This is a genomic window from Bacillus cereus group sp. Bc010 (genome assembly GCF_027716745.1).
GTDB classification, from domain to species: domain Bacteria; phylum Bacillota; class Bacilli; order Bacillales; family Bacillaceae_G; genus Bacillus_A; species Bacillus_A pacificus.
In genome coordinates this window covers 15,462-39,780 of sequence record NZ_JAQFUY010000025.1, presented here as the reverse complement: position 1 = coordinate 39,780, position 24,319 = coordinate 15,462, and the positions used below count along the sequence as shown (strand labels likewise).

Below are 24,319 nucleotides of genomic sequence, written 5' to 3'. Positions count from 1 at the left end.
AGAGATTGCTATGAAACGAAATACAAGAAAAATTGCAATTATCGGTACTGGATTAGTTGGATCAAGTTGTGCATATTCCATTGTGAATCAAGGCATTTGCGAAGAGCTATTATTAATTGATATAAATCATGAACGTGCAGTTGGGGAAGCGATGGATTTATCACACTGCATTAACTTTACAAATACAAGAACAAAAGTATATGCAGGAAGCTATGAAGACTGCAAAGATATGGATATTGTTATTATTACAGCAGGACCAGCACCAAAGCCAGGGCAAAGTCGCTTAGATACTTTAGGAGCGAGTGCGAAGATTATGGAAAGTGTTGTTGGTGGCGTAATGGAAAGTGGATTTGACGGTATTTTCTTACTTGCATCGAACCCAGTTGATATTATTACATATCAAGTGTGGAAATTGTCTGGATTACCTAGAAATCGTGTAATCGGTACTGGTACATCACTAGATTCTTCTCGCTTACGAACAATTTTATCTGAAATGTTACATGTAGATCCTCGTAGTATTCACGGGTATTCATTAGGGGAACATGGTGATTCTCAAATGGTTGCTTGGTCATACGTAACTGTTGGTGGAAAACCAATTCTGCAAATTTTAGAAGAGAAAAAAGATCAATTTGGTGAAATAGATTTAGATGAAATTGTTGAGAAGACTGCAAAAGCTGGATGGGAAATTTATAAACGTAAAGGAACAACTTATTACGGAATCGGAAATTCTCTAGCATATATTGCGAGCTCAATCTTTAACGATGATTACCGTGTCATTGCTGTATCAGCTATTTTAGATGGTGAGTATGGTGAATATGATCTTTGCACAGGAGTACCAGCTATTATTACTAGAGACGGTATAAAAGAAATTGTAGAACTAAACTTAACAGAAGATGAAGAATCTCGATTCGCAAAATCAAACGACATTTTACGTGATTATATGAAAACAATTGGTTACTAACTTATAGGAGAAGGTGAAACAAATGAAGGAATATATAATGTCTCGTGTATTTAAAGCTTCTGCTGGAATTGCACAAGGTATTTTCGTATCCCTCGGAATTGGTTTACTGATCGAAAATATAGGAAGAATTGTTGATATTCCGTTGCTTATTACAATCGGAGTTGTTGCAAAATCACTTATGGCACCAGCCATTGGTGCCGGAATTGCTTTTATGCTCGGTGCAAATGGCCTTGTAATCTTCTCGGCTATGGTAGCTGGAGCGATTGGTGCCGGATCCATTTCAATTACTGAAGCAGGTCTAATTATTAAAACAGGTGAGCCAATCGGAGCATTATTAACAGCGACTTTAGCTGTATATATTGGTAAACGTTTAAGTGGAAAAACTGCGTTAGATATGATGCTCGTTCCATTTGCGGCCATATTAGGTTCTGGTTTAGTCGGTATTTGGTTATCTCATAATATTACTCCTGTTTTAAATACAGTTGGAGCATTCATTAAAGATAGCTCAGCTGGTAGCCCGTTCATCGCTTCTATCGTTATTGCGGTAGTTTGGGGACTATTACTTATCTCCCCAGCTTCATCAGCTGCGTTAGCGATCGCACTTAGCTTAGACGGTGTTGCAGGTGGTGCTGCTCTTGCAGGCTGCGTTGCTCAGTTTATCGGATTCTCTGTTATCTCAGCGAAAGAAAATAATTTAGGTGGCATATTAGCTCAAGCTCTGTGTACTCCAAAAGTACAGTTGCCAAATATCACTAAAAATCCAATGATTCTCGTCCCAACGGTCGTCGCCAGTGCGATAGTTGGTCCAGTATCAGCATTAATTTTCCAACTGGAAGCAGGAAAAGAAATTGCAGGTCTTGGATTAAGTTCCCTTATCGCACCAATTAATTTAATTTCCAGCGAAGGATGGGAAGTTGTCCCAGCGATGGTAATCACTTATATCGTCATTCCAGTAGCTGTTTCTTATATACTTTACATTGCTCTTAAAAAAGCAGGTCGTATTCACTCTGGTGATATGACTGTACCGCAATCTTAACTTGAAAATCTCCCTTTATATAGAGAAAAGCAGACTGAGAAGCCACAGTCTGCTTTTTACATTTTTTGATTTTGTTTTACTGGAACACGTACTGTTTCTTTTGCTAATAACAGCTGAACGCCGAAGTATAGTATGCTTGCAAGCGTCATTCCAGAGATGGCGTCTACAAATGCATGTTGCTTCGTAAATAGCGTTGATAAAATAATAAGCGTACCGAAGAAGGTAAGAATGTAATATTCAAAAGCATGTTGTTCTCTACGTTTAAAGGCAGCTAGCATAATGACAAATGTAGTAAGAACATGAATGCTCGGGAAACAATTTACCGGTTGATCGATACTATAAATATAGCGGACTAGTTCAGAAAACACGTCTGATCCAACGACGGTTGGACGTGGTACAGTTGTCTGCCAAAAATAATAAATGGAAAAACAAGCAAGTTTTCCGAGAATGATACTACTTAAAGTGACATAATATTGTTTTTGATCTGCAAAGCAGTAATAAATAAGTGCGCCGTATAAGTAAGGAAACCAAAGTAAATAAGGAATAATAAATGCTTTCACAAATGGAATCCAATCATCTACTACAGTTGTGACATCTACTGCGTGTACAGTCGATTTATTTAATACATCGTAAAGGGGACTTACGAGTACGAGTAGAAGTATATAACTTAACGGAAGAAAAGATGAAAGTTTAAATTTCTTCATGATAATCTCCTATGTTTAGTAATGTAAGTAAATTCAATTGATTATAATATAGAAACGTAATTTGGGCTATCGATTTTGCTTACATTTTCTTGAATGAACCTTACGTTTTTGTCACTTGACTGAAAAGAAGGGGAGGGTGCTAAATGAAGCGTTTATCGTATTTCTTAGTTTTTATATTGATATGCCTAGCGAGTGCTGGGTGTGCAAAGGATAAAGAAGGAGAGAAATTAGAATATAACGGAAGAGCACTCGTAATTGGAGTTGTTGGAGAAAAACCGAAAGATACGTTTAGGAATGTAAAGTTAGAGGAAATGAAGTTAGAGGAACTGGAAAAGAAATCTAAGGAAGTAGATGGTTTTCTCATAATGAAAGATCACTTTCAAGAAGCCTCAACAGAGCAATATAAAAATGTATTTTCATCACTAAAGAAACCAGTATTTTTTATCGGTTTACAAGATAAATCATATTCGATTTTTATTACAAAAGGGATAGAGTATAACAGTGCTCGAAAAGATGTAAATGCGATGTATACGCAAGGGTTTGCAAATATCGGAAGTGGTGAAGGACAACAATGGGCAGTTGGTTTATCGAATGGCGGAAATACTGAAGAAAGCATTCATAATATGTATATCGTCGTATTTCAAACAATTGCAGATTATTTGAGTCGATGATGAAGAAGGGTCCTGTAAACGAAGCTTCTCCTTTATTTCGCATGCAGGAATCGGGTACATAGTGGGTTCAACCGATGTCATTGTTTATGAGGTAACTAGTCGAAATTATGGAATACTGTAAATACAATATGCAAATATGCATATTGTATTTATTTGGATATTAAATGTGTTAAAATTAAATATAAGGATTTTCGTATATAAAGAACTAAAATCAGAAATATCCAGTGAATTTTGAGAGGTGTTACATGTTTACAAACAAGAAATTAATTCGTTTTGGTCTAACATTACTTGTATGTTTATTTGTAATTGATTTTACAATCGGTTATTTTCAAGCATATCTTGAATCAGCAGGTATTAAATGGGTAATATCAGAAACTTGGAGAACTATTTTGTTAGATGCCCCTGAAAGTATATTGGTTATTTTAGGCGCAATTGCTTTATATGATTTTACAAAAGAAACATCGCCAAAAGACGCATCCATTTAAATGCGTCTTTTTTCTTTGCAGTAATTTCTTCAAAATCATGGAACACTCTCATTATTACGGCCAAAATCGTTAGTTCCTTTTATCTGTACATCTTTGTCATGTAAAGTGTTTTCAGGTTTTGTGACTATAGGCTGAAATGGTTAAATAAACGTTTGTTTAAGATGTATGTTCGGTAGGAAGAAAGCGATGTAGATCAAGGGTTAACAAAGAAAAAAGGGGAGTTAATCAAACGTTTGTTTAAGATATATGTTCGGCGAGTGATAAGAGAAGAATCTAAAAAAATTTATATAGTTATTTTTTCTTAACAAATGGCGGAAAAATAAGAAAAATTTGCAGGATTATTAAAAATTATCACGAAATAAGTAAAAGTTTAGCGAATAATCGTTTGAAATAATAAAACGTTTTCTATATGATAAAGGTAAAGGTTAGTAAAAAAGTAGGTGAATTTATGACAGTAACATTTTATTCATATCCAAAGTGTGGCACATGTCAAAAAGCAAAGAAATGGTTTGAGGCAAACGATGTAGCATATGAGATGATTCATATTGTTGAAAATCCACCATCAAAAGAAGATTTACGTAATTTACATGAAAAAAGTGAATTACCATTAAAAAAATTCTTTAATACAAGTGGAATGCGTTACCGTGAACTTGGTCTGAAAGATAAGTTAAAAGATGCAAGTGAAGACGAAATGTACGAGCTTTTAGCATCTGATGGCATGTTGATTAAACGTCCAATTGTAACAGATGGAACGAAGGTAACACTTGGTTTTAACGAAGAGCAGTTTGAAAGTGTGTGGAAAAAGTACCAATAAGGTATTTTTACATAATTAATACATTCACTGGAGGTACAGTCATGAGCATTCCAAATAATTTACGTTACTCTGAAGAACACGAATGGGTAAAAACTGAAGGTAATGAAGTTGTTATCGGTATTACTCACTTTGCACAAAGTGAGCTAGGCGATATCGTATTCGTTGAACTTCCAGAAGTAGGTGCAACAATCGAAGCTGACGAGCCATTCGGAAGCGTAGAATCTGTTAAAACAGTTTCTGAATTATACGCACCTGTAAGCGGTAAAGTTGTAGCAGTAAACGAAGAATTAAGTGACCAACCAGAACTTGTTAACGAATCTCCATACGAGGGTGCATGGATGGTTAAAGTTGAACTTTCTGATGCAAGCCAAGTTGAGAAGTTATTAACTGCTGAAAAATATGCAGAAATGACAAACCAAGACTAATTATAGTCGACTGAAGGACAGCCTTTGTGCTGTCCTTTTTTATTTTATGTAAAATAATGAACGTAGAATCATATACTAATTATCGTGTGGGAGAACGTTTTTTGGAAAAACTTTTTTGTTTTAAGCTTTATATAGTTCTAGCTGTTTTCGCTTCTTCTTGCAAGGCAAAAAGCGCCTTTACGTCAGAAGCTCCATCCCCCTCGCAATCTGAACGAGCCGCTTGCGCTTTTCTTTGTCCAGCTCCACCTCCTAGCCCTTCATGTCTAAGAACCTTCCGCACGAGAAGACAAAAAGCGTCTTCTGTGCGAAAGAACCTTAGCCAACAGGGCTAAGCAGTCGGTTCCGCTTTTCTTTTGCAAAAATAAACAGGAAACAACATGAAAATAACGAATATACTATATACTAAGTTAAAGGTTGTATAGTATATGGTGATCGGGTGATGACATATGGTTTATGTAGAAAAAGTCATTATTGTAGAAGGTACATCAGATAGAAGAAAGATTGAATCTATTATTCGGGAACCGGTGGAAATTGTTTGTACAAATGGTACAATTGGTTTGTCGAAAATGGATGAGCTCGTTGATCAGTTTTTTGATAAGGAAGTGTATGTACTAGTGGATGCTGATGATGCTGGAGAAAAGTTAAGGAAACAATTTCGAAAAGAATTCCCGCAAGCAGAGCATATTTATATTGATCGCTCGTACCGAGAAGTGGCAACTGCGCCATCTTCACACTTAGCAAATGTATTATGGGGAGCTGACATTGACGTTTATACAGAATATTTACGGTAAGGAATGATAGAAGTGATTGACTGGACAGGAGCCGAAGCTACAGCTCTAATAGAGAATGAAGAAAAAACAGTGTTATATGTATATACTCCAATGTGTGGAACATGCCAATTAGCAAAAAAGATGTTAACTGTCGTTGAGATGACAATTGAAGGTTTGAAAATTGGAATGTTAGATTTAAATTATGCTCCGCATTTCGCGAAAGAGTATGGGATCGAAAGTGTACCTTGTTTACTTGTTTTTGAAAATGGGACACTGATGAAGAAGATATACGCATTTCATTCGGTTGAATATTTATATACGGAATTAAAGTAGGCGGCAAAGTTTTTGTCGCCTCGACATATTTCTCGGGAAATATGTCGAGATGCAGGGTGGTTACAGTATTTGTCGAGCGAAAATAACAGGATTGCTCTTTAGTGAGAGGGAATGGTATGTGTAATAGAAAGTGATATGAAGGATGTGATTTAGAGTGAAATTATATTCTTTGCTGCAATCATTTGTAAATTACGCTAATGGTCAATATCATTTAGAACCGCTTTTAAGACAAGGAGAAAAAACTGTTAATTTCCGCTTTGGAGATGAAAGTTGTTCGTTACAAATTTCAAGAGATTATATAGAGCTGTTGAAAGAAGAAAGAGGAACAGAGCAAATTGTGTGTGTAGATGAAGAAGATGTAAAAGAATTGGTGAACGGCAATGTACGATTGCAAATGTTAATGAACGATGGACGTGTACAATATTCGGGAACGTATCGAACGATGCTATTAGTTGAATCGATGTTTCATATATGTAAACCGATGTCAGTAGGTGCTTAAAATTCTGAAGTTTCATTTTTTGCGAAAATTTCTGTTGACATGGTGTGTGGATATTGATACAATTCAATTCATAAAATATAGATAATTTCATAAATTACAAATCAGACGAAAATGTAATCTGATTTCTCTTATCAAGAGAGGTGGAGGGACTGTGCCCTGTGAAGCCCGGCAACCGTCAACTTTATGTTGAAATGGTGCCAATTCCTGCAAAGCAAATGCTTTGAGAGATGAGAGAGAGGGATAATGTTGTTATATACGCACATAAACCTTTCTGCTTCTCTAAGGCAGAAAGGTTTTTTTGTTGTTTGAATGTGGAGGACATTCAAATAATAAAAGTAGTGATAACGGTGGACTACACGCATTAAACATAAAAAATTGCGGAGTCGATCCAAACAAAAAAGGGGTGATACACCATGATTCTATTAGAGAATGTAAAGAAAATATATAAAGCAAAAAGCGGTGATGTCACTGCTGTAGATAATGCCAATTTAAAAATAGAGAAAGGTGAGATATTTGGTGTTATCGGATATAGTGGCGCTGGAAAAAGTTCTTTAATTCGATTATTCAATCAGTTGGAGAAACCAACTTCAGGTCAAATTACAATTGCAAATCGCGTCATTTCAGCGATTACAGGAAGCGAACTTCGTAAGGCAAGGCAAGAAATCGGAATGATTTTTCAACACTTCAACTTACTTTGGTCACGAACTGTACGTGAAAATATTGAGTTCCCACTTGAAATTGCAGGTGTTGATAAGGCGAAGAGAAGAAAACGCGTGGATGAGTTAATTCATCTTGTTGGATTAGAAGGAAGAGGAGACGCGTACCCATCTCAGCTGAGCGGAGGACAAAAGCAACGTGTTGGTATTGCGAGAGCGTTAGCTAACAATCCGCAAGTACTTTTATGTGATGAAGCAACGTCAGCTCTTGATCCAGAAACGACAGATCAAATTTTAGATCTATTATTAGATATTAATAAACGTCTCGGTTTAACGATTGTACTCATTACACATGAGATGCACGTAATTCGAAAGATTTGTAATCGTGTTGCAGTAATGGAAAAAGGGAAGATTGTAGAAACAGGTCCAGTACTTGATGTGTTCCGTAATCCGCAGCAAGACATTACGAAACGATTTGTACAGCAGTTAACGGATTCTGAAGATACAAATGAAACAATTGAAAGTTTAATTGAAAAATATCCAGATGGAAAAGTGGTTCGTTTGCAGTTTATCGGTGAAGCGGTAGAAAGACCAGTACTTCAAAGATTAATGCAACGCAGTGATATAGAAGTTAGCATTTTGCAAGGAAATATCGCACAAACAAATAACGGCTCTTACGGTAGTTTAGTTGTTCATTTAAATGGTGAGGAAACAGCGATTCAGCAAGCAATAGAGGGAATACATCAAGATCAAGTAGAGCTGGAGGTGATTGCACATGGATAAGTTATTCACAAATGTTGATTGGAATCAAATGTTAGAAGCAACTGGTGAAACGTTATATATGACGGCAATCGCAGCTCTTGCCACATTTGTTTTAGGACTCATTTTAGGATTGTTACTCTTTATGACAGCGAAAGATAATTTATGGGAAAACAAAGCGGTTAACACGGCGATTGGAGCGTTCGTAAACATTTTCCGCTCGATACCGTTCATTATTTTAATCATTTTATTAATCCCATTCACAAAGATTTTGCTTGGAACAATTCTTGGAGCGAGTGCAGCACTTCCAGCTTTAATTATTGGAGCGGCACCGTTTTACGCGAGAATGGTTGAAATCGCCCTTCGTGAAATTGATAAAGGTGTAATTGAAGCTTCAAAAGCGATGGGAGCAAAAACAAGCACAATTATTTTGAAGGTGTTAATTCCAGAATCGTTACCAGCATTAGTATCTGGTATTACGGTTACGACAATTGCTTTAGTAGGCTATACAGCAATGGCGGGAGTTGTTGGTGCTGGTGGCCTTGGAACACTTGCTTACTTAGAAGGATTCCAACGAGGAAATAACGACGTAACAATCGTTGCGACAATTTGTGTATTACTAGTTGTATTTTTCATTCAATGGATTGGTGATCGTGTAACGACTCGAATAGATAAACGATAATAAAAAAACGGGAGGGTATTTCAAATGAAAAAATTATTACTTACAGCACTTATTTCAACTTCAATTTTCGGGTTAGCTGCTTGTGGCGGGAAAGATAAAGATGAAAAGAAACTTGTTGTGGGGGCTTCTAACGTACCGCATGCGGTTATTTTAGAAAAGGCTAAACCTTTATTAGAGAAAAAAGGAATTGAGTTAGAAGTGAAAAAATTCCAAGACTACGTATTACCAAATAAATCGTTAGCGGATAAGGATTTAGATGCAAACTACTTCCAGCACATTCCGTATTTAGAAAAAGAAATGAAAGATAAAAAATATGATTTTGAAGTAGCAGGAAAGATTCATTTAGAACCAATTGGTGTATATTCTCAAAAATATAAGAGCTTAAAAGAACTTCCAGATGGAGCGACAATTATTATGAGTAATTCAGTTGCTGACCATGGACGTGGTCTAGCAATTTTACAAAAAGAAGGTATTTTAAAAATTAAAGACGGGGTAGATCCAGTTAAAGCAACTCCAAAAGATATTGCGGATAACCCGAAAAACTTGAAATTCAAAACAGATATTGAGCCTGGTTTATTGCCACAAGTGTATAACAATAAAGAAGGCGACGCGGTTCTAATTAACTCGAACTATGCAATTGATGCGAAGTTAAACCCAGAAAAAGATGCAATTGCAATTGAAAGTAATGATTCACCATACGCAAACGTAGTAGCTGTTCGTAAAGGCGATAAAGATAAGAAAGAGATTAAAGCTCTTGTAGAAGTATTACATTCTAAAGAAATTGAAGATTTCATTAATAAAGAATATAAAGGGGCAGTTGTTCCTGTAAAAGAATAATTGCTGTAAAAGGGCTGGTGTATGCCAGCCCTTTTTATAACTACATAATTATACGGGAGAAGGGGACATCATATGAAAAAGATTCTATTGTCAGTTGTTACAGCGCTGTCTGTATTTACATTAGCTGCTTGCGGAGGAAAAGAGGAGAATAAGCTTGTTGTGGGAGCTTCTAACGTACCGCACGCTGTTATTTTAGAAAAGGCACAGCCGATATTAGAGAAAAAGGGTATTAAATTAGAAATTAAAAAATTCCAAGATTATGTGCTGCCGAATAAAGCGTTAGCGGATAAGGAAATTGATGCAAACTACTTCCAGCACATTCCTTACTTGGATAAAGAAATTCAAGAAAAAGGATATAAAATTGTAAACGCAGGGAAAATTCATTTAGAGCCAATGGGCATTTATTCTAAGAAATATAAAAGCTTAAAAGACTTACCAGATGGCGGGACAGTGATTATGAGTAATAACGTAGCGGAGCGTGGCCGTATGCTAGCGCTGTTACAAAAAGGCGGCGTTATTAAATTAAAAGACGGAGTAGATGTTGTGAAAGCAACAGTAAAAGATGTTGTAGAAAATCCGAAAAACTTAAAGTTTAAAACAGATGTAGAGCCTGGTCTTTCACCGAAGTTATATGAAAATAATGAAGGTGATGCATTATTTATTAATTCAAACTATGCAATTGATGCAAAATTAAATCCAACAAAGGATGCGATTGCGATTGAAGGATCAGACTCTCCGTATGCAAATATTATTGCAGTTCGTAAAGGTGACGAGAAGAAAAAAGAAATTAAGGAGCTAGTAGAAGTGCTGCATTCAAAAGAAATTCAAGATTTTATTAATAAAGAATATAAAGGTGCTGTACTTCCGGTAAGTGAATAGATATAAGGAAAGGGCTGGAAATTTACCAGTCCTTTTTTCTTTATATAAATAAGAAGAAAGGTGTATCATATAAGGATGCAAGTGAAATACTTATATACATTTGTGAAAAAATTGTTACTTTTTTTCATCGTTTGCGATATCATTTTATTTGATATAAAATTAGAATGAGAATAAAATGAGAATATGAACGTTTTAGGAATTTTTAAAATGTATATATAGGATTAATGGAGGTATTGAGATGGCTGGTTCTACATTAACGGTTAAAGACTTACACGTATCAATTGATGGCAAAGAAATTTTAAAAGGTGTAAACCTTGAAGTAAAAGGTGGAGAAATCCACGCAATTATGGGACCTAACGGAACAGGTAAATCAACTTTATCTTCTGCAATTATGGGTCACCCAAAATATGAAGTAACAGAAGGTAGCATCATCATCGACGGTGAAGATGTATTAGAAATGGAAGTAGACGAGCGCGCGCAAGCAGGTCTATTCCTAGCAATGCAATATCCAAGTGAAATTAGCGGAGTAACAAACGCTGACTTCTTACGTTCTGCAATTAACGCACGTCGTGAAGAAGGCGATGAAATTTCTCTTATGAAATTTATCCGTAAATTAGATAAAAACATGGAATTCCTAGAAATGGATCCAGAAATGGCACAACGTTACTTAAACGAAGGTTTCTCTGGCGGTGAGAAAAAACGTAACGAAATTCTTCAATTAATGATGATTGAGCCAAAAATCGCAATCTTAGACGAAATTGACTCAGGTCTTGATATCGATGCATTGAAAGTTGTATCTAAAGGTATTAACGAAATGCGCGGCGAAGACTTCGGTTGCCTAATGATTACGCATTACCAACGTTTATTAAACTACATCACTCCAGACTTCGTTCACGTTATGATGAACGGTCGTATCGTTAAATCTGGTGGCCCTGAGCTTGCACAACGTCTAGAAGCTGAAGGTTACGACTGGATTAAAAAAGAATTAGGTATTGAAGACGAAACAACAGAGCAAGAAGCGTAAGAGAGGAGCATAAACATGACAATCGGTACATTACCTTTCGATCAAGAAATAATCCGTCAACGCGCAAGCGAAGTAAACGAAGCAGCTTGGTTGACTGAGTTCCGCTTACAAGCTCTTGCACAAGCAACTGAACTTCCAATGCCAACTCCTGATAAAACGAAAATTGACAAATGGGACTTTATCGGAAAAGGCGACGCTGCTAAGCAAGAGCCTGTAAGTTCTTTAACAGAGCTTCCAGAAGCAGTGAAAAACTTAATCGATGAAAATAACAGCGTATTAGTGCAACGTACTGGTACAACTGCATTCGTTTCTTTAGCAGACGAAGCAAAAGAAAAAGGTGTTATTTTCACAGACATCGTAACAGCTGCAACAGAGCATGCTGAACTAGTACAAAAGTACTTAATGAAAGACGGCGTGAAGGTAGACGAGCATCGTCTAACTGCACTTCATGCTGCATTAATCAACGGTGGTGCATTCGTATATGTTCCGAAAAACGTTGTTCTTGAAACGCCACTTCAAGCTGTATTCTTAGTAGACGGCGAAGAAGCTAACGTATATAACCACGTATTATTCGTAGCTGATGCGAACAGTACTGCAACTTATGTAGAAAACTACGTTGCAAATGAAAATGCTAAAGGTATTGCAAATATCGTAGCAGAAGTAATCGTGGAACAAGGCGCACAAGTGAAATTCGGTGCGGTTGATTTATTAGCAAAAGACGTAACAACTTACGTTAACCGCCGCGGTATTGTTGGACGCGACGGCCGCGTTGATTGGGCTCTAGGCCTTATGAATGACGGAAACACAATTTCAGAGAACGTTACAAACTTAATGGGCGACGGTTCATATGCTGATACGAAAACAGTAACAATTGGCCGTGGTAACCAAACACAAAACTTTACAACTAAAGTTGTTCACTTCGGTAAACATTCTGAAGGTTGGATTTTAAAACACGGTGTACAGAAAGATAGTGCAACATCTATCTTTAACGGAATTGGTAAGATTGAACACGGTGCATCTAAGTCAAATGCACAACAATCTTCTCGCGTTCTTATGTTAGATGAGAAAGCACGCGGTGATGCAAACCCAATTCTTTTAATTGACGAAGATGATGTTATGGCAGGTCACGCAGCTTCAGTAGGTCGCGTAGATCCAACTCAACTATACTACTTAATGAGCCGTGGTATTCCAAAACGCGAAGCAGAACGTTTAGTCATCCATGGATTCTTAGCACCTGTAGTTAATGAGCTTCCAATTGAAGGAGTAAAAGCACAGCTTGTTGAGGTAATTGAAAGGAAAGTTCGCTAATGAATATTCATGAAATACGCAAACAGTTTCCAATTCTTGATCAAAAAGTGAACGGCAAACAACTTGTTTATTTCGATAGTGCAGCAACTTCTCAAAAACCAATTCAAGTCATTGAAACGTTAGAACGTTACTATAAAGAATACAATTCTAACGTGCATCGCGGTGTTCATACGCTCGGTACGAAAGCTACCGACGCGTATGAAGGTGCACGGGAGAAAGTTCGCAAGTTTATTAATGCGAAATCAATGGAAGAGATTATTTTCACGCGCGGAACGACAACTGCATTAAATACAGTAGCGGCTAGCTATGGTCTTGAAAATGTAAAAGAAGGCGATGAAATCGTTATTTCTTACATGGAGCACCATAGTAACATCATTCCGTGGCAACAAGTTGCGAAGAAAACTGGTGCAACTTTAAAATATCTTCCGCTTCAACCAGATGGGACAATTTCAATAGAAGATGCTCGTCAAACAATTACACCGAATACAAAAATCGTTTCTATCATGTATGTTTCTAATGTACTTGGAACGATTAACCCTGTAAAAGAAATCGGAGCAATCGCACATGAGAATGGCGCAATTATGGTCGTTGACGGTGCACAAAGTACACCTCATATGAAAGTAGATGTACAAGATTTAAACTGTGATTTCTACGCATTATCTGCTCATAAGATGTGCGGACCTACAGGTATCGGCGTATTATATGGTAAGAAAGAATTGCTAAACAATATGGAGCCAATTGAATTTGGCGGTGAAATGATTGATTTCGTAGATTTACAAGAATCTACTTGGAAAGAGCTTCCGTGGAAGTTTGAAGCAGGTACACCGATTATCGGTAATGCAATTGGACTTGGTGCGGCAATTGATTTCCTAGAAGAAATCGGTCTTGATAATATTGAAAAGCATGAGCATGAATTAGCGCAATACGCTTTAGAAAGACTATCAGAAGTAGATGGCGTTACAATTTATGGTCCAAAGCATCGCGCTGGTCTTGTTACATTTAATATTGAAGACGTACATCCTCACGATGTAGCGACTGTATTAGATGTAGAAGGTATTGCGGTTCGCGCAGGACACCACTGTGCACAACCGCTTATGAAGTGGCTGAAAGCTTCTTCAACAGCACGTGCGAGCTTCTATTTATATAATACAAAAGAAGAAATTGATACATTTGTTGAATCGCTAATCAAGACAAAGGAGTATTTCACAAATGTCATTTAATAATTTAGATACGTTATATCGTCAAGTTATTATGGATCATTACAAAAATCCTCGTAACCATGGCGTGCTAGAAGATAGTGTTACAGTTAACTTGAACAATCCAACTTGTGGCGATCGTATCCAACTTACGATGAAAGTAGAAGAAGGTATTGTGCAAGAAGCGAAGTTTGAAGGAGAAGGATGTTCTATCTCAATGTCTTCAGCTTCCATGATGACACAAGCAGTAAAAGGTAAGAAAATTGAAGAGGCGCTTCAGCTTTCTAAAATTTTCTCTGACATGATGCTAGGAAAAGAGTACGATGACAGCATCGATTTAGGAGATATTGAAGCATTACAAGGCGTATGCAAGTTCCCTGCACGTATTAAATGTGCAACATTAGCGTGGAAAGCGTTAGAAAAGGGCTTAAACGAAGATAAGTAATGTTAAAGGTTCCTAAAAACGAGGTTATCTAAGGAGGGACACACCAACATGGCGAAGCAACTGCCAGATATCGGCGATTATAAATATGGTTTCAAAGACAAAGACGTTTCGATTTTCCGTGCTGGACGCGGTTTAACAAAAGAGATCGTTGAAGAGATTTCACGTATGAAAGAAGAACCACAGTGGATGTTAGACTTCCGTTTAAAATCACTGGATAAGTTCTATGAAATGCCAATGCCACAATGGGGCGGCGACTTAAACGACTTAGATTTCGATGAAATTACGTACTACGTAAAACCATCTGAGAAATCTGAGAAGTCTTGGGATGAAGTACCTGATGAAATTAAAGCGACATTTGATAAATTAGGTATTCCAGAAGCTGAGCAAAAATATTTAGCTGGTGTATCTGCACAGTACGAATCTGAAGTTGTATACCACAACATGAAAGAAGACCTAGAAGCTCTAGGAATCGTCTTCAAAGATACAGATAGCGCATTAAAAGAGAACGAAGATATTTTCCGTGAGCATTTCGGAAAAGTAATCCCACCAACAGACAACAAATTCGCAGCATTAAACTCTGCAGTTTGGTCTGGTGGATCATTCATCTACGTTCCAAAAGGTGTGAAAGTTGATACACCACTTCAAGCGTATTTCCGTATTAACTCTGAAAATATGGGACAATTCGAGCGTACGCTTATCATCGTAGACGAAGGCGCACACGTACACTACGTAGAAGGTTGTACAGCACCTGTTTACACGACTAACTCACTTCACAGTGCGGTAGTAGAAATCATCATTAAGAAAGATGCATATTGCCGTTATACAACAATCCAAAACTGGGCGAACAACGTATACAACCTAGTTACAAAACGTGCGGTTTGTGAAGAAAACGCAACGATGGAATGGATTGACGGTAACATCGGATCTAAATTAACGATGAAATACCCAGCAGTTATCTTAAAAGGCGAAGGCGCTCGTGGTTTAACATTATCTATCGCGATTGCTGGTAAAGGCCAACACCAAGATGCTGGTGCAAAAATGATTCACTTAGCACCAAACACGTCTTCAACAATCGTTTCTAAATCGATTGCGAAGCATGGTGGTAAAGTAACTTACCGTGGTATTGTACACTTCGGACCAAAAGCGAAAAACTCTCGCTCTAACATCGAATGTGACACATTAATCATGGATAACCAATCTACATCTGATACAATTCCTTACAACGAAATTAAAAACGATTACGTTTCACTTGAGCACGAAGCGAAAGTATCGAAAGTATCAGAAGAACAATTATTCTACCTAATGAGCCGTGGTATTTCTGAGCAAGAAGCTACAGAAATGATCGTAATGGGCTTCATCGAGCCATTCACTCGCGAACTTCCAATGGAATACGCAGTTGAAATGAACCGCCTAATCAAGTTTGAGATGGAAGGTTCTATCGGTTAAATAGAAATGCGGAGCCGACTGTTCAGACCCGTTGGCTAAGGTTCTTCCGCACAGAAGATGCTTTTTATCTTCTCGTGCGGAAGGTTCTTAGACATGAGGGTCTAGGAGGCGAAGCTGGACAATATATGTATGAAGAAAGCGCCCTGCTGTGCAGGGCGCTTTTTTTATTGTGTGAGCTTGGCTTGGGGTGGGGTTAGCCGAGATACCCAGGTGGGTTTCTGGCTAAATATATTAGCGATTTTTCAAATATATCGACGATAACTCCGAATATATCAGCGATTATTTCAATATATCGGCGATTCGACAAGGGATATCGACTTATCAACAAATTACGACAGGAAGAACAGGTCGTATACCCCGAACTTAAATCGTATCCACCTTATCCACAGATTTAACACGTTCCAAAATATACTTCATCCCAACAAAAGAACCGTACCCAATTAAAGCTCCTAGCATATTGAGTATGATGTCATCAATATCGAAAACACCAGTAAAGGTAAGGAGTTGTAACGATTCAATTAATAAAATAAACTTAATAAAAATTTTGGATGCTATTTTTACATTGTTAATTTGTTTAAATAATAAAGGTAGCAGGAATCCGAATGGGATGAATATGATGACGTTTCCTAATGTGTTCATAAGTACGATTTCTATATTATAAGGATCTAGTAAATGAGTAGGATCGAATCCACTTAAATAGTTGATTGTACTTCTGAAAGGAACTAAGTTTATTAACCCACCGTGTATAGCATGCCAGTCACCTGTTTCAAAGAAGTACTTCAGATTACCAAAGTAAAAAGCTGACCTCCCGAGCAATAGTTTAAATAACAAAATAAGCGAATACGGTAAAAACAATCCCCAGCCAATCCACTGTACATATTTTTGAGTAGAAGATTGCATCGCTTTTTCAATTTCAGTTCCTAAAGTAGAGGCTTCTCCAAAGTTTTGAATGGCTAATGCAGTAGCTTCTTTTTCAGATTTTCCTTGATCGAGAAATTCTTGTTTTAAGCTTGTGAGATGATCATAAATTTCGAAGTATAGTTCGCTTTTATCAGATTGGGATAGGTTTGTTTTTTGAACGATACTCTTTATGTATTTTTCAATCGTCATTAATTTAAAGCTCCTTTCTGACAAGTTTTAATAAGAGCTGTAACTGAATCCCACGCTGTTAGTTTTTCTTCTAAAATTTTCTTTCCGTTCGTAGTGATGCGATAAAATTTTCGTTTCATACCCGTTTCAGATTCGCCCCAGTAGGAATTTATTAAATCCTTTTGTTCCAGACGTTTGAGTGCTGGATAGAGTGTACCTTGGCTCATTGTGTATAAATCATTGCTGTTTTCTTTTAGCTTTTGAATAATTTCATATCCGTACGTATCGTGCTGTTTAATGATGGAGAGAAGTAAAATATCAATACTTCCTTTTAATATCTCTTTATCCATTTTATGGTTCACCACCTTATAATGAGATTGTAACACGACATGTGTCGTGTTACAAGGTATATATGCATGAGTATACCCCTGCTAGTATACATTTCAATATATCGACGATTATTTCAATATATCAGCGATTATTTCAATATATCGACGATTCGACAAGGAATATCGACTTATCAACAAATTACGACATAGCAGAGCGGGCGTATACCCCTCAATATTTAGATGATATGCATGAAGTGGCCGAATGGAAGTAGTTGAGGCTAAGATATTGACAAACCCCCACAAGGAACCCCCACAACACCCCCACAAGAAAACCAAACAAACACCTCGTAAAACCACTCAACAAACTTTCTGACAAATCCCACCCCCGTTCTCTCAACGAATCCAACAACTAAAAAGAAAGTTTCTCATATGAAAAAGGGCAATCTTTTGCTTTTTCTCACAATGCGAGTACAATGTAAAATAGCAAGAAAAGACGAAAAGTATTTACAGGATTATTGCGTACGCATAGCGTAAATGGCAGTAAGGAACTGAGAGGAGGTTTTTTCTCTGAATATAAATAAAGAAACAATGATCCACCTTTATCATACAAACGATATACATAGTCATTTTGAAAATTGGCCGCAAATTTCTCGGTTTGTACAAGGAGAGAAAAAGCGAAGACAGGAAGCGGGAGAGACCGTTTTGACTGTAGATATCGGCGATCATGTGGATCGTTTTCATAGTATTTCGGAAGCGACGAATGGGCTTGGCAATACGAAGCTTTTAAATGAGGCGTTATATGATTATGTAACGATCGGAAACAATGAAGGAATTACGTTAGCGAAGGAGCATTTGAATCGCCTATATGATGATGCTGGATTTGAGGTGCTTGTCGCGAATTTATTTGAAAAAGAAGGGGTACGTCCGGAGTGGGCAAAGCCTTATAAATTACATACAACGACAGATGGGATTACGATTGCTTTTATCGGATTAACGGTTGCGTATCCAGAGTTTTATCAAATGTTAGATTGGCATATTGAAGATCCAATCGAGCATTTAGAGTCTATTTTAGAAGAAGTGAGAGATGAGGCTCATATAACGGTTGTCCTTTCTCACCTTGGAAAAAGCATGGATGAGCATATGGCGGAGCATTATGATATAGATGTTATTTTAGGGGCACATACGCATCATTTATTTGAGCGTGGTGTTCTTATGAATAATACGTTACTATGCTGTTGTGAGAAGTGGGGACGTTACGTTGGGCACGTTCAGCTTACTGTGGATAAAGAGACGAAGAAGTTGTTGAAAAAGGATGGTAGAGCGATTAAGACTGAACGTTTAGGTGCTTATAGCAAACCGTTATCCACAATTGAAGCGCTGCAGGAAGAAAGTGAACATATTATGGAAGAGCCTGTCGTTCATTTAAAGGAATCATTACCGGTTAATTGGTTTCATGAGACAGCATTTTCGCACATGTTAGCAAATGCGCTGAAAAACTGGTGTGGTGCAGAGATTGGCATGGTGAACGCTGGTGTACTTCTTGAAGGATTAGAAGAAGGCGTTGTGACGCGCGGAGATATTCACAGAATTTGTCCACATCCCATTAATCCATGTTTATTGAAAGTGCCGGGGAAAACGTTACGAGAAGTGATATTGAAAGCACGTCGCCCGAATATGGAGAACCTTGAGGTAAAAGGATTCGGATTCCGCGGGAAAGTAATGGGAAAAATGATTTACGCTGGTGTAGAAGTCATTCCAGATACGATTCCTGGGAATAAAATTTTACTCGAAGATGTATTAATTAACGGGGAATCGCTGGAATTAGATCGTATATATACAGTAGGAACGATTGATATGTTTACATTCGGCTACTTATACCCAGAGCTATCCACACTTTCTGACAAACAATATTATATGCCAGAACTACTTAGAGATGTGTTAACAGACATGTTAATAACTTATACATCTTCCGTCAAACTATAGGCTAGTTAACTTGTAACACTCATTTTTCTCTTGTCATACAGATAAGAAAGAGAGGAGTGTGAACTATGGTTAATGTGGAGCCAATTATAATCGATAATTATACGTTTATTGCGGTTAGCGTCAAACTTCCAAAGACAAATTTGCTAGCTGTAATGAGCGATAAAGGATATATTATGTGCGGTGCATTAGATGTAGGTCTTTTAAATGAGAAGTTAGGGGATCGAGGTATTATTGCCGGCCGCGCGGTTGGTGTAAGAACGATTGAACAACTTCTTGAAGCGCCGCTAGAATCAGTAACGATTGAAGCTGAAGCTTTAGGTATTACGGCTGGCACAATCGGAAAAGAAGCATTATTAAAAATGAGATAAGCATATATCGTCCCTCCTTCTTGCATAGAAATGATATAAGAAGGAGGGTTTTGTATGAGTATATTTCGTTCGAAAAATTCGCGGTTTCGAAGGGGACCTATTTCCTTTCGGCACATACTGCTTATGTCGTTTATTCTTTTTGTCATATTACTCGTGCAAGGATTATGGATTGTGAATAGCAGCATTCAGCCGACATTAATGAAATATGGAGAAGTAGAGACACATAAAATGGCGACAGCGGTTATGACGAAGGCGGTAAAAGATAGGATCGATGAGGGATTCGATGTCGATTCATTAATGAAAGTACAAAATGATAAAAACGGGAAAGTATCCACAATTAATTTAAATACGAAGCAAGTAAATGAAATCGTAACGTCAACGACCACATACATAGAAAAATATTTACAGCAAGTAGAACAAGGGAATTTGAAGGGGCTAGGTATTTCTGAAAAAAATGGGGCAACGATGGCAGTTCCGTTTGGCCGTGTAACAAATAATGCACTTCTTGGAAATATCGGACCCGACATTCCAATTGATTTCACAACGATTGGTCATGTAAATACGGATATTAAACAAAAAATTGAGCCGCACGGAATCAATACGATAGCGATTCAAATTATTATGGAGATGGAAGTGACGTTGCAAGTCATTATTCCATTTCATACGAAAGAAATAAAAGTAAAACAAGATGTTCCGATTGCGACGCGTATCGTTCAAGGGGAAGTGCCTACGTATTATGGAAGCGGAAGTGTTGTTGTACCTGATAAAAAGAAAACGGATAGTTAGTCGAATATAAAAAATAACCGTAGCAATGTGCTACGGTTATCGTTTTGTATTCGCGCGTTCTTTTCGCTCCCAAAGACTTAAATGCATGTATGGATCGAAAGCCCATTCTGTATAACCATTGTCTTTATACATACCGAAATGTAGGTGGGGCGGGAATTTTCCAGCTGTGCCGGGAGGTCCGTAACCGGTGCTACCAACAAATCCGATTACTTTTCCAGGCTCGACAATTTGCCCAAGCTGTATTTCTTTTGAGAATCCGCCTAAATGAGCGTAATAATGGTAATTATTATGAAGGTCGCGAATGCCGATGCGCCATCCGCCAAGGCGGTTCCAGCCTTTTGTTTCAATAATGCCATAGCAAGTGGATCTTACTGGTACGCCATAGCCTGCAAAAATATCAGTTCCTTCATGAACTCTTCTTCCTCCAAAGCTTCTTCCAGCGCCGAAAGTACTACGGTAGCTATGGTCACTGCGAATAGGGAGAGGAAACGCATTTCCTTCTAAATTAATACGTCCATAATGTTTATAAATTTGGGCGTATTCGGTAATTAATTCAACTGTTTTCGCACGTCTATAATATTCCCAGAGCATGATTTTAATACGTTCTTCTGACGTTCCTTGTTTCTTTAAAATCGTTGCTGCTGTATGCAAAAGATCACGGTCGTTATTTGCATTTGCAAATCCATCTTTGTCACCATCTAAACCTAACCCGCCAAATAGAGCAATTGTATGGGGGAGAGTGTCGTTACCATTAACAGGTCCAGCCCATATTTCTGGTTTGAAATAAAGGGAAATGATGGCATCTGGTTTTTTCGGAATATCTTTTCTTACGCTCCGTATATTTCTTTCGTATTGATCCATTGCAGCTAAGTAATACCACGGAATGCCTGAAGCTTGCTCGGTTTCTTTATATAGTGCCATGCGCTTTTCGTATATGCTTTGCTGATTATCTTCACCGTAAGCGATGTTTTGGTGGAGAAGAAAGCAAATCGAAAGCAAAAGAGAAATTTTTCGAAGCATGAAATAGACTCCTTTCACATCATCACTCTTTTTAGTGTGGGATATACGGAGTATTTCATTATAGGGAACGATTGGAAAAAATCTTAGAATCTTCATTTGAGCAAATCGCTTTCATACGTTAGAATAGATATGTTACATTGAAAGAAGCGAACACGGTAAACTATTTCATATTGTGCGGAGTTGATAACCATGACAAAACAAACAGAATATAAGCGCAAGCCCGAATGGTTGAAAATTAAGTTAAACACGAATGAAAACTATACAGGCTTAAAGAAAATGATGCGTTCTAAAAATCTTCATACAGTTTGTGAGGAAGCAAAATGTCCGAATATTCATGAATGCTGGGCTGTAAGAAAAACAGCAACATTTATGATTTTAGGTGCGGTTTGTACACGTGCTTGTCGTTTTTGTGCGGTTAAAACAGGCTTACCAACTGAGCTTGATTTACAAGAGCCAGAACGCGTAGCAGATTCTGTAGTACAGATGGGCTTAAAGCACGTTGTTATAACAGCGGTTGCACGTGATGATTTAAAAGATGGTGGAGCAGCTGTTTTTGCTGAAACAGTACGCGCTGTACGTCGTAAAAATCCATTTACGTCAATCGAAGTATTACCATCTGATATGGGTGGAGTAGAAGAAAACTTAAAAATGTTAATGGATGCAAAACCAGATATTTTAAACCATAACATTGAAACAGTACGTCGATTATCTGACCGAGTTCGCGCTAGAGCAAAATATGATCGTTCATTAGAGTTTTTACGTCGAGCAAAAGAAATGCAGCCTGATATTCCAACTAAATCGAGCATTATGGTGGGCTTAGGTGAAACGAGAGAAGATTTAATTGAAGCAATGGATGACTTACGTGCAAACAATGTAGATATTTTAACTCTTGGACAATACCTACAACCATCTAAGAAGCATTTACCAGTTCTTAAATATTACCCACCAGCAGAATTTGCAGAGCTAAAAGAAATTGCACTTAGCAAAGGCTTTAGCCACTGTGAAGCTGGCCCACTTGTGCGTTCTTCTTACCATGCGGACGAGCAAGTTCGTTCTGCAAAAGAAAACACAGCAGAAGCAAAATAATGAAAAAAGGGAGCTAATGATTAGCTCTCTTTTTGTTTGTACTCCAAAACAGTATTTGAACATGTTAATAAAATCTTTTTTAATTCTTCTGTGGATAATTCAATTGTAAATTCAGGTACACCAGGTGTAATTAAAATTTTATCGTACGTATAAATAGCGTTATCCACAATAATTGTTACATCGTGTGAATACCCGAAAGGAGCTACACATCCCGGCGTACAACCAGTTTTGTCTCGCAGTTCATCAGGAGAACAGAGAGATAAGCGTTCTCCCGTTAGTTCTTTCATCTCTCCGCGGTTAAGCCTTGTGCCCTCTAACGTGAAAAATACGTAATAATCTCCAGCCTTTGATTTTAAAAATAAGCTTTTACTTGGAGTGCCTTGTAAGCCAAGCCTCTCGCGTACGATCCGATCTGTCTCATAATCGAGTACCGGTTCATGTTCAAATTTTTCATAAGAAACATTTGTTTTATGTAGTAAAGCAAGTACATCTTCGTACATATGGAGTGATACCCCTTTCTATTATTAGTACAGTTCCTTCTCGTGGCGTCAACTGAATGTGTTGGAAAGAGATATTACTTGGACGGTGCTTTCCATAATCGTTTTAGGCTACATTGTTCATCAATTGTAATTTCGTACATATCAGGATTGGTTAAAGCTTTCCATTCATGAAAGCCGATCGTATGATCAAGGTGCTTTAAAATGAGCGTAAGTAAGTTTCCATGTGTAACGAGTAATGTTGTAGAATGGTTTAATTTTAAAACGTCTTCGATAAGCGATATAGCACGGTCCGTTGCTTGTTTTGTTGACTCTCCGCCTGAAAAGGCAATATCTATATTTATAAAAGTAGATTCTAGTTTTTGCATCCAATCGTCCATTGGAACGTCGCTTAATATGCGTTCAGCTAATCGTTCATCTTCTTGGATAGACAAATTAGCTTGGAGTGCATAGGGCCGAATAGAATCGATAGCTCGCACAAATGGGCTTGAAATAATATGATCTATTTGTAGTTGGTTTTCTAAGAGGAATGTAGCAAGGGTGTTTGCTTGTTTTTTTCCATCGGTCGTTAATTCGGCATCACGTTCTTGGCCAGTTGCTGAACAATGTCGTATTACAATAATTTTCTTCATAATTCATCCCCATCTTTCAAGTTGACGCTATATACTTCGACAAATGCGAAAAAAATTCCTTTTTATTGGAAAGTGCATAGTGATTTATATATATGGAAAAGTAATGTGGATAATGAAAATTGAGGTGCCAGTATGAAAAAAATGATATGTATCGTATTCATGATGTGTTTTCTGACGCAAATGTCCACAACATATGCACAATCCAATCAAAAGTTAGGTTATCCAAGTAATCGAAATAAGCCATTTGTGAGCGAAGATGTGTTTTACGAACAGTTAGATAAGAAAATGTATAAAGAATACAATAATGCAGCGTATAGTGTTCGAAAAAAGATTTTATTTAAAGAAGTACTCGATGAAGAACTTTCTTTTCTACAAAAAACAGCCGCGGGTTGTCGGGGTGAAGTGGTGCTTCAAGATTCTTTTATTCACCCTGATCGCCAAGTTTATTTTTTCGCTTCCTTTTCTCAAAATGAAGTAGAAGAGTTACACAAGTACATCGTTATAGATGCAGAAACAAAGAAGGAGCTGCAAAGTGGCAAAAGTTATCATCACTATGATAATCCTTATAAAAAATAACCCACCAATTGGCGGGTTATTTT

Annotated in this window: 30 protein-coding genes and 1 riboswitch; of the genes, 23 read left to right on the top strand and 7 right to left on the bottom strand. The window is 37.4% G+C overall.

Annotated features, from left to right (window positions below; all coding sequences use genetic code 11):
* Positions 1-10 precede the first annotated feature (10 nt).
* Together PDQ68_RS21555 and PDQ68_RS21550 are read left to right on the top strand one after the other, a co-directional pair.
* Positions 11-961 (top strand): L-lactate dehydrogenase, encoded by a 951-nt coding sequence (locus tag PDQ68_RS21555; RefSeq protein WP_061183279.1) that lies wholly within the window; start codon positions 11-13, stop codon positions 959-961.
* Between the two features lie 22 nt (positions 962-983).
* Entirely contained in the window at positions 984-1,997 is a 1,014-nt protein-coding gene (locus PDQ68_RS21550; RefSeq protein ID WP_000666177.1) for a PTS sugar transporter subunit IIC, read from the top strand.
* 56 nt (positions 1,998-2,053) lie between these two features.
* Here PDQ68_RS21550 and PDQ68_RS21545 read toward each other — a convergent pair whose 3' ends face one another.
* Positions 2,054-2,701, bottom strand: a complete 648-nt coding sequence (locus tag PDQ68_RS21545) for a phosphatase PAP2 family protein (RefSeq protein ID WP_061183278.1) — start codon at positions 2,699-2,701, stop codon at positions 2,054-2,056.
* Between the two features lie 143 nt (positions 2,702-2,844).
* Here PDQ68_RS21545 and PDQ68_RS21540 point away from each other — a divergent pair, with 143 nt between their 5' ends.
* From PDQ68_RS21540 to gcvH, 4 genes are all read left to right on the top strand, one after another.
* Complete coding sequence (locus PDQ68_RS21540) at positions 2,845-3,372, top strand: hypothetical protein (protein ID WP_270786951.1); 528 nt, start codon at positions 2,845-2,847, stop codon at positions 3,370-3,372.
* A 245-nt stretch (positions 3,373-3,617) separates the two neighbouring features.
* Positions 3,618-3,857, top strand: a complete 240-nt coding sequence (locus tag PDQ68_RS21535) for a DUF3937 family protein (RefSeq protein WP_016718835.1) — start codon at positions 3,618-3,620, stop codon at positions 3,855-3,857.
* A gap of 448 nt (positions 3,858-4,305) precedes the next feature.
* Positions 4,306-4,671 carry an arsenate reductase family protein gene (locus PDQ68_RS21530; RefSeq protein WP_000218967.1) on the top strand — a complete coding sequence of 122 codons (366 nt, stop codon included), beginning with the start codon at positions 4,306-4,308 and terminating at the stop codon, positions 4,669-4,671.
* Between the two features lie 41 nt (positions 4,672-4,712).
* On the top strand, positions 4,713-5,096 hold the full coding sequence (gcvH, locus tag PDQ68_RS21525; RefSeq protein ID WP_000026900.1) for a glycine cleavage system protein GcvH: 384 nt from the start codon (positions 4,713-4,715) through the stop codon (positions 5,094-5,096).
* Positions 5,097-5,223: 127 nt separating this feature from the next.
* Here gcvH and PDQ68_RS21520 read toward each other — a convergent pair whose 3' ends face one another.
* Positions 5,224-5,376 (bottom strand): hypothetical protein, encoded by a 153-nt coding sequence (locus tag PDQ68_RS21520; RefSeq protein ID WP_016718834.1) that lies wholly within the window; start codon positions 5,374-5,376, stop codon positions 5,224-5,226.
* 166 nt (positions 5,377-5,542) lie between these two features.
* Here PDQ68_RS21520 and PDQ68_RS21515 point away from each other — a divergent pair, with 166 nt between their 5' ends.
* The 12 genes from PDQ68_RS21515 (at position 5,543) to sufB (ending at position 15,930) form a co-directional block, all read left to right on the top strand.
* The gene (locus PDQ68_RS21515) at positions 5,543-5,887 is read left to right on the top strand and encodes a toprim domain-containing protein (RefSeq protein ID WP_000263237.1); all 345 of its coding nucleotides are present in this window, start codon (positions 5,543-5,545) and stop codon (positions 5,885-5,887) included.
* Between the two features lie 3 nt (positions 5,888-5,890).
* Positions 5,891-6,199 (top strand): thioredoxin family protein, encoded by a 309-nt coding sequence (locus tag PDQ68_RS21510; protein WP_001974355.1) that lies wholly within the window; start codon positions 5,891-5,893, stop codon positions 6,197-6,199.
* A gap of 154 nt (positions 6,200-6,353) precedes the next feature.
* Entirely contained in the window at positions 6,354-6,698 is a 345-nt protein-coding gene (locus PDQ68_RS21505; RefSeq protein WP_000781222.1) for a hypothetical protein, read from the top strand.
* Positions 6,699-6,823: 125 nt separating this feature from the next.
* Positions 6,824-6,932: riboswitch (SAM riboswitch) on the top strand.
* 179 nt (positions 6,933-7,111) lie between these two features.
* On the top strand, positions 7,112-8,137 hold the full coding sequence (locus PDQ68_RS21500; RefSeq protein WP_000601777.1) for a methionine ABC transporter ATP-binding protein: 1,026 nt from the start codon (positions 7,112-7,114) through the stop codon (positions 8,135-8,137).
* A complete protein-coding gene (locus PDQ68_RS21495; protein ID WP_016718833.1) occupies positions 8,130-8,795 on the top strand; it encodes a methionine ABC transporter permease in 666 nt (221 codons plus the stop codon). The genes PDQ68_RS21500 and PDQ68_RS21495 overlap by 8 nt, the downstream gene beginning before the upstream one ends.
* Before the next feature lie 24 nt (positions 8,796-8,819).
* Positions 8,820-9,632: a methionine ABC transporter substrate-binding lipoprotein MetQ gene (metQ, locus tag PDQ68_RS21490; RefSeq protein WP_000735105.1), complete on the top strand. Its 813-nt coding sequence runs from the start codon at positions 8,820-8,822 to the stop codon at positions 9,630-9,632.
* Between the two features lie 72 nt (positions 9,633-9,704).
* Positions 9,705-10,511 carry a methionine ABC transporter substrate-binding lipoprotein MetQ gene (metQ, locus tag PDQ68_RS21485; protein WP_000722401.1) on the top strand — a complete coding sequence of 269 codons (807 nt, stop codon included), beginning with the start codon at positions 9,705-9,707 and terminating at the stop codon, positions 10,509-10,511.
* A gap of 238 nt (positions 10,512-10,749) precedes the next feature.
* The gene (gene sufC, locus PDQ68_RS21480) at positions 10,750-11,535 is read left to right on the top strand and encodes a Fe-S cluster assembly ATPase SufC (protein WP_000929157.1); all 786 of its coding nucleotides are present in this window, start codon (positions 10,750-10,752) and stop codon (positions 11,533-11,535) included.
* A 15-nt stretch (positions 11,536-11,550) separates the two neighbouring features.
* A complete protein-coding gene (gene sufD, locus PDQ68_RS21475) occupies positions 11,551-12,843 on the top strand; it encodes a Fe-S cluster assembly protein SufD (RefSeq protein ID WP_016718831.1) in 1,293 nt (430 codons plus the stop codon).
* On the top strand, positions 12,843-14,063 hold the full coding sequence (gene sufS / locus PDQ68_RS21470; protein WP_001020761.1) for a cysteine desulfurase SufS: 1,221 nt from the start codon (positions 12,843-12,845) through the stop codon (positions 14,061-14,063). The genes sufD and sufS overlap by 1 nt, the downstream gene beginning before the upstream one ends.
* A complete protein-coding gene (gene sufU, locus PDQ68_RS21465) occupies positions 14,053-14,484 on the top strand; it encodes a Fe-S cluster assembly sulfur transfer protein SufU (protein ID WP_000009523.1) in 432 nt (143 codons plus the stop codon). Before sufS ends, sufU begins: the two co-directional genes overlap by 11 nt.
* A 48-nt stretch (positions 14,485-14,532) precedes the next feature.
* A complete protein-coding gene (sufB, locus tag PDQ68_RS21460) occupies positions 14,533-15,930 on the top strand; it encodes a Fe-S cluster assembly protein SufB (protein WP_001118823.1) in 1,398 nt (465 codons plus the stop codon).
* Between the two features lie 363 nt (positions 15,931-16,293).
* Here the strand turns inward: sufB and PDQ68_RS21455 are convergent, their stop codons facing one another.
* Both PDQ68_RS21455 and PDQ68_RS21450 read right to left on the bottom strand, forming a co-directional pair.
* Positions 16,294-17,040 carry a VanZ family protein gene (locus tag PDQ68_RS21455; protein ID WP_061183277.1) on the bottom strand — a complete coding sequence of 249 codons (747 nt, stop codon included), beginning with the start codon at positions 17,038-17,040 and terminating at the stop codon, positions 16,294-16,296.
* Positions 17,040-17,369: a PadR family transcriptional regulator gene (locus PDQ68_RS21450; protein WP_000356633.1), complete on the bottom strand. Its 330-nt coding sequence runs from the start codon at positions 17,367-17,369 to the stop codon at positions 17,040-17,042. Before PDQ68_RS21450 ends, PDQ68_RS21455 begins: the two co-directional genes overlap by 1 nt.
* 567 nt (positions 17,370-17,936) lie before the next feature.
* On the opposite strand from PDQ68_RS21450, the gene PDQ68_RS21445 reads away from it, so the two are divergent.
* The 3 genes from PDQ68_RS21445 (at position 17,937) to yunB (ending at position 20,485) form a co-directional block, all read left to right on the top strand.
* Positions 17,937-19,331 carry a bifunctional metallophosphatase/5'-nucleotidase gene (locus tag PDQ68_RS21445; protein WP_080444133.1) on the top strand — a complete coding sequence of 465 codons (1,395 nt, stop codon included), beginning with the start codon at positions 17,937-17,939 and terminating at the stop codon, positions 19,329-19,331.
* 65 nt (positions 19,332-19,396) lie between these two features.
* Positions 19,397-19,699, top strand: coding sequence for a YunC family protein (locus PDQ68_RS21440; protein WP_000248463.1), 303 nt, complete (start codon positions 19,397-19,399; stop codon positions 19,697-19,699).
* Positions 19,700-19,753: 54 nt separating this feature from the next.
* The gene (yunB, locus tag PDQ68_RS21435; RefSeq protein WP_061183276.1) at positions 19,754-20,485 is read left to right on the top strand and encodes a sporulation protein YunB; all 732 of its coding nucleotides are present in this window, start codon (positions 19,754-19,756) and stop codon (positions 20,483-20,485) included.
* A gap of 36 nt (positions 20,486-20,521) precedes the next feature.
* Here yunB and PDQ68_RS21430 read toward each other — a convergent pair whose 3' ends face one another.
* On the bottom strand, positions 20,522-21,505 hold the full coding sequence (locus PDQ68_RS21430; protein ID WP_000944661.1) for a M23 family metallopeptidase: 984 nt from the start codon (positions 21,503-21,505) through the stop codon (positions 20,522-20,524).
* A gap of 189 nt (positions 21,506-21,694) precedes the next feature.
* Between PDQ68_RS21430 and lipA the strand changes: the two genes are divergently transcribed.
* The gene (gene lipA, locus PDQ68_RS21425; RefSeq protein WP_000166370.1) at positions 21,695-22,591 is read left to right on the top strand and encodes a lipoyl synthase; all 897 of its coding nucleotides are present in this window, start codon (positions 21,695-21,697) and stop codon (positions 22,589-22,591) included.
* A 20-nt stretch (positions 22,592-22,611) separates the two neighbouring features.
* Here lipA and PDQ68_RS21420 read toward each other — a convergent pair whose 3' ends face one another.
* On the bottom strand, positions 22,612-23,091 hold the full coding sequence (locus PDQ68_RS21420) for a YbaK/EbsC family protein (RefSeq protein ID WP_000272744.1): 480 nt from the start codon (positions 23,089-23,091) through the stop codon (positions 22,612-22,614).
* A gap of 74 nt (positions 23,092-23,165) precedes the next feature.
* A complete protein-coding gene (locus tag PDQ68_RS21415; protein ID WP_016718825.1) occupies positions 23,166-23,720 on the bottom strand; it encodes a histidine phosphatase family protein in 555 nt (184 codons plus the stop codon).
* Positions 23,721-23,852: 132 nt separating this feature from the next.
* On the opposite strand from PDQ68_RS21415, the gene PDQ68_RS21410 reads away from it, so the two are divergent.
* On the top strand, positions 23,853-24,296 hold the full coding sequence (locus PDQ68_RS21410) for a hypothetical protein (protein ID WP_061183275.1): 444 nt from the start codon (positions 23,853-23,855) through the stop codon (positions 24,294-24,296).
* Positions 24,297-24,319: the final 23 nt, after the last annotated feature.

Coding starts and splice junctions, on each gene's coding strand:
- PDQ68_RS21555 (WP_061183279.1), top strand. CDS start 11: ATGAAACGAAATACAAGAAAAATTGCAATTATCGGTACTGGATTAGTT.
- PDQ68_RS21550 (WP_000666177.1), top strand. CDS start 984: ATGAAGGAATATATAATGTCTCGTGTATTTAAAGCTTCTGCTGGAATT.
- PDQ68_RS21545 (WP_061183278.1), bottom strand. CDS start 2,701: ATGAAGAAATTTAAACTTTCATCTTTTCTTCCGTTAAGTTATATACTT.
- PDQ68_RS21540 (WP_270786951.1), top strand. CDS start 2,845: ATGAAGCGTTTATCGTATTTCTTAGTTTTTATATTGATATGCCTAGCG.
- PDQ68_RS21535 (WP_016718835.1), top strand. CDS start 3,618: ATGTTTACAAACAAGAAATTAATTCGTTTTGGTCTAACATTACTTGTA.
- PDQ68_RS21530 (WP_000218967.1), top strand. CDS start 4,306: ATGACAGTAACATTTTATTCATATCCAAAGTGTGGCACATGTCAAAAA.
- gcvH (WP_000026900.1), top strand. CDS start 4,713: ATGAGCATTCCAAATAATTTACGTTACTCTGAAGAACACGAATGGGTA.
- PDQ68_RS21515 (WP_000263237.1), top strand. CDS start 5,543: ATGGTTTATGTAGAAAAAGTCATTATTGTAGAAGGTACATCAGATAGA.
- PDQ68_RS21510 (WP_001974355.1), top strand. CDS start 5,891: ATGATAGAAGTGATTGACTGGACAGGAGCCGAAGCTACAGCTCTAATA.
- PDQ68_RS21500 (WP_000601777.1), top strand. CDS start 7,112: ATGATTCTATTAGAGAATGTAAAGAAAATATATAAAGCAAAAAGCGGT.
- PDQ68_RS21495 (WP_016718833.1), top strand. CDS start 8,130: ATGGATAAGTTATTCACAAATGTTGATTGGAATCAAATGTTAGAAGCA.
- metQ (WP_000735105.1), top strand. CDS start 8,820: ATGAAAAAATTATTACTTACAGCACTTATTTCAACTTCAATTTTCGGG.
- metQ (WP_000722401.1), top strand. CDS start 9,705: ATGAAAAAGATTCTATTGTCAGTTGTTACAGCGCTGTCTGTATTTACA.
- sufC (WP_000929157.1), top strand. CDS start 10,750: ATGGCTGGTTCTACATTAACGGTTAAAGACTTACACGTATCAATTGAT.
- sufD (WP_016718831.1), top strand. CDS start 11,551: ATGACAATCGGTACATTACCTTTCGATCAAGAAATAATCCGTCAACGC.
- sufS (WP_001020761.1), top strand. CDS start 12,843: ATGAATATTCATGAAATACGCAAACAGTTTCCAATTCTTGATCAAAAA.
- sufU (WP_000009523.1), top strand. CDS start 14,053: ATGTCATTTAATAATTTAGATACGTTATATCGTCAAGTTATTATGGAT.
- sufB (WP_001118823.1), top strand. CDS start 14,533: ATGGCGAAGCAACTGCCAGATATCGGCGATTATAAATATGGTTTCAAA.
- PDQ68_RS21455 (WP_061183277.1), bottom strand. CDS start 17,040: ATGACGATTGAAAAATACATAAAGAGTATCGTTCAAAAAACAAACCTA.
- PDQ68_RS21450 (WP_000356633.1), bottom strand. CDS start 17,369: ATGGATAAAGAGATATTAAAAGGAAGTATTGATATTTTACTTCTCTCC.
- PDQ68_RS21445 (WP_080444133.1), top strand. CDS start 17,937: ATGATCCACCTTTATCATACAAACGATATACATAGTCATTTTGAAAAT.
- PDQ68_RS21440 (WP_000248463.1), top strand. CDS start 19,397: ATGGTTAATGTGGAGCCAATTATAATCGATAATTATACGTTTATTGCG.
- yunB (WP_061183276.1), top strand. CDS start 19,754: ATGAGTATATTTCGTTCGAAAAATTCGCGGTTTCGAAGGGGACCTATT.
- PDQ68_RS21430 (WP_000944661.1), bottom strand. CDS start 21,505: ATGCTTCGAAAAATTTCTCTTTTGCTTTCGATTTGCTTTCTTCTCCAC.
- lipA (WP_000166370.1), top strand. CDS start 21,695: ATGACAAAACAAACAGAATATAAGCGCAAGCCCGAATGGTTGAAAATT.
- PDQ68_RS21420 (WP_000272744.1), bottom strand. CDS start 23,091: ATGTACGAAGATGTACTTGCTTTACTACATAAAACAAATGTTTCTTAT.
- PDQ68_RS21415 (WP_016718825.1), bottom strand. CDS start 23,720: ATGAAGAAAATTATTGTAATACGACATTGTTCAGCAACTGGCCAAGAA.
- PDQ68_RS21410 (WP_061183275.1), top strand. CDS start 23,853: ATGAAAAAAATGATATGTATCGTATTCATGATGTGTTTTCTGACGCAA.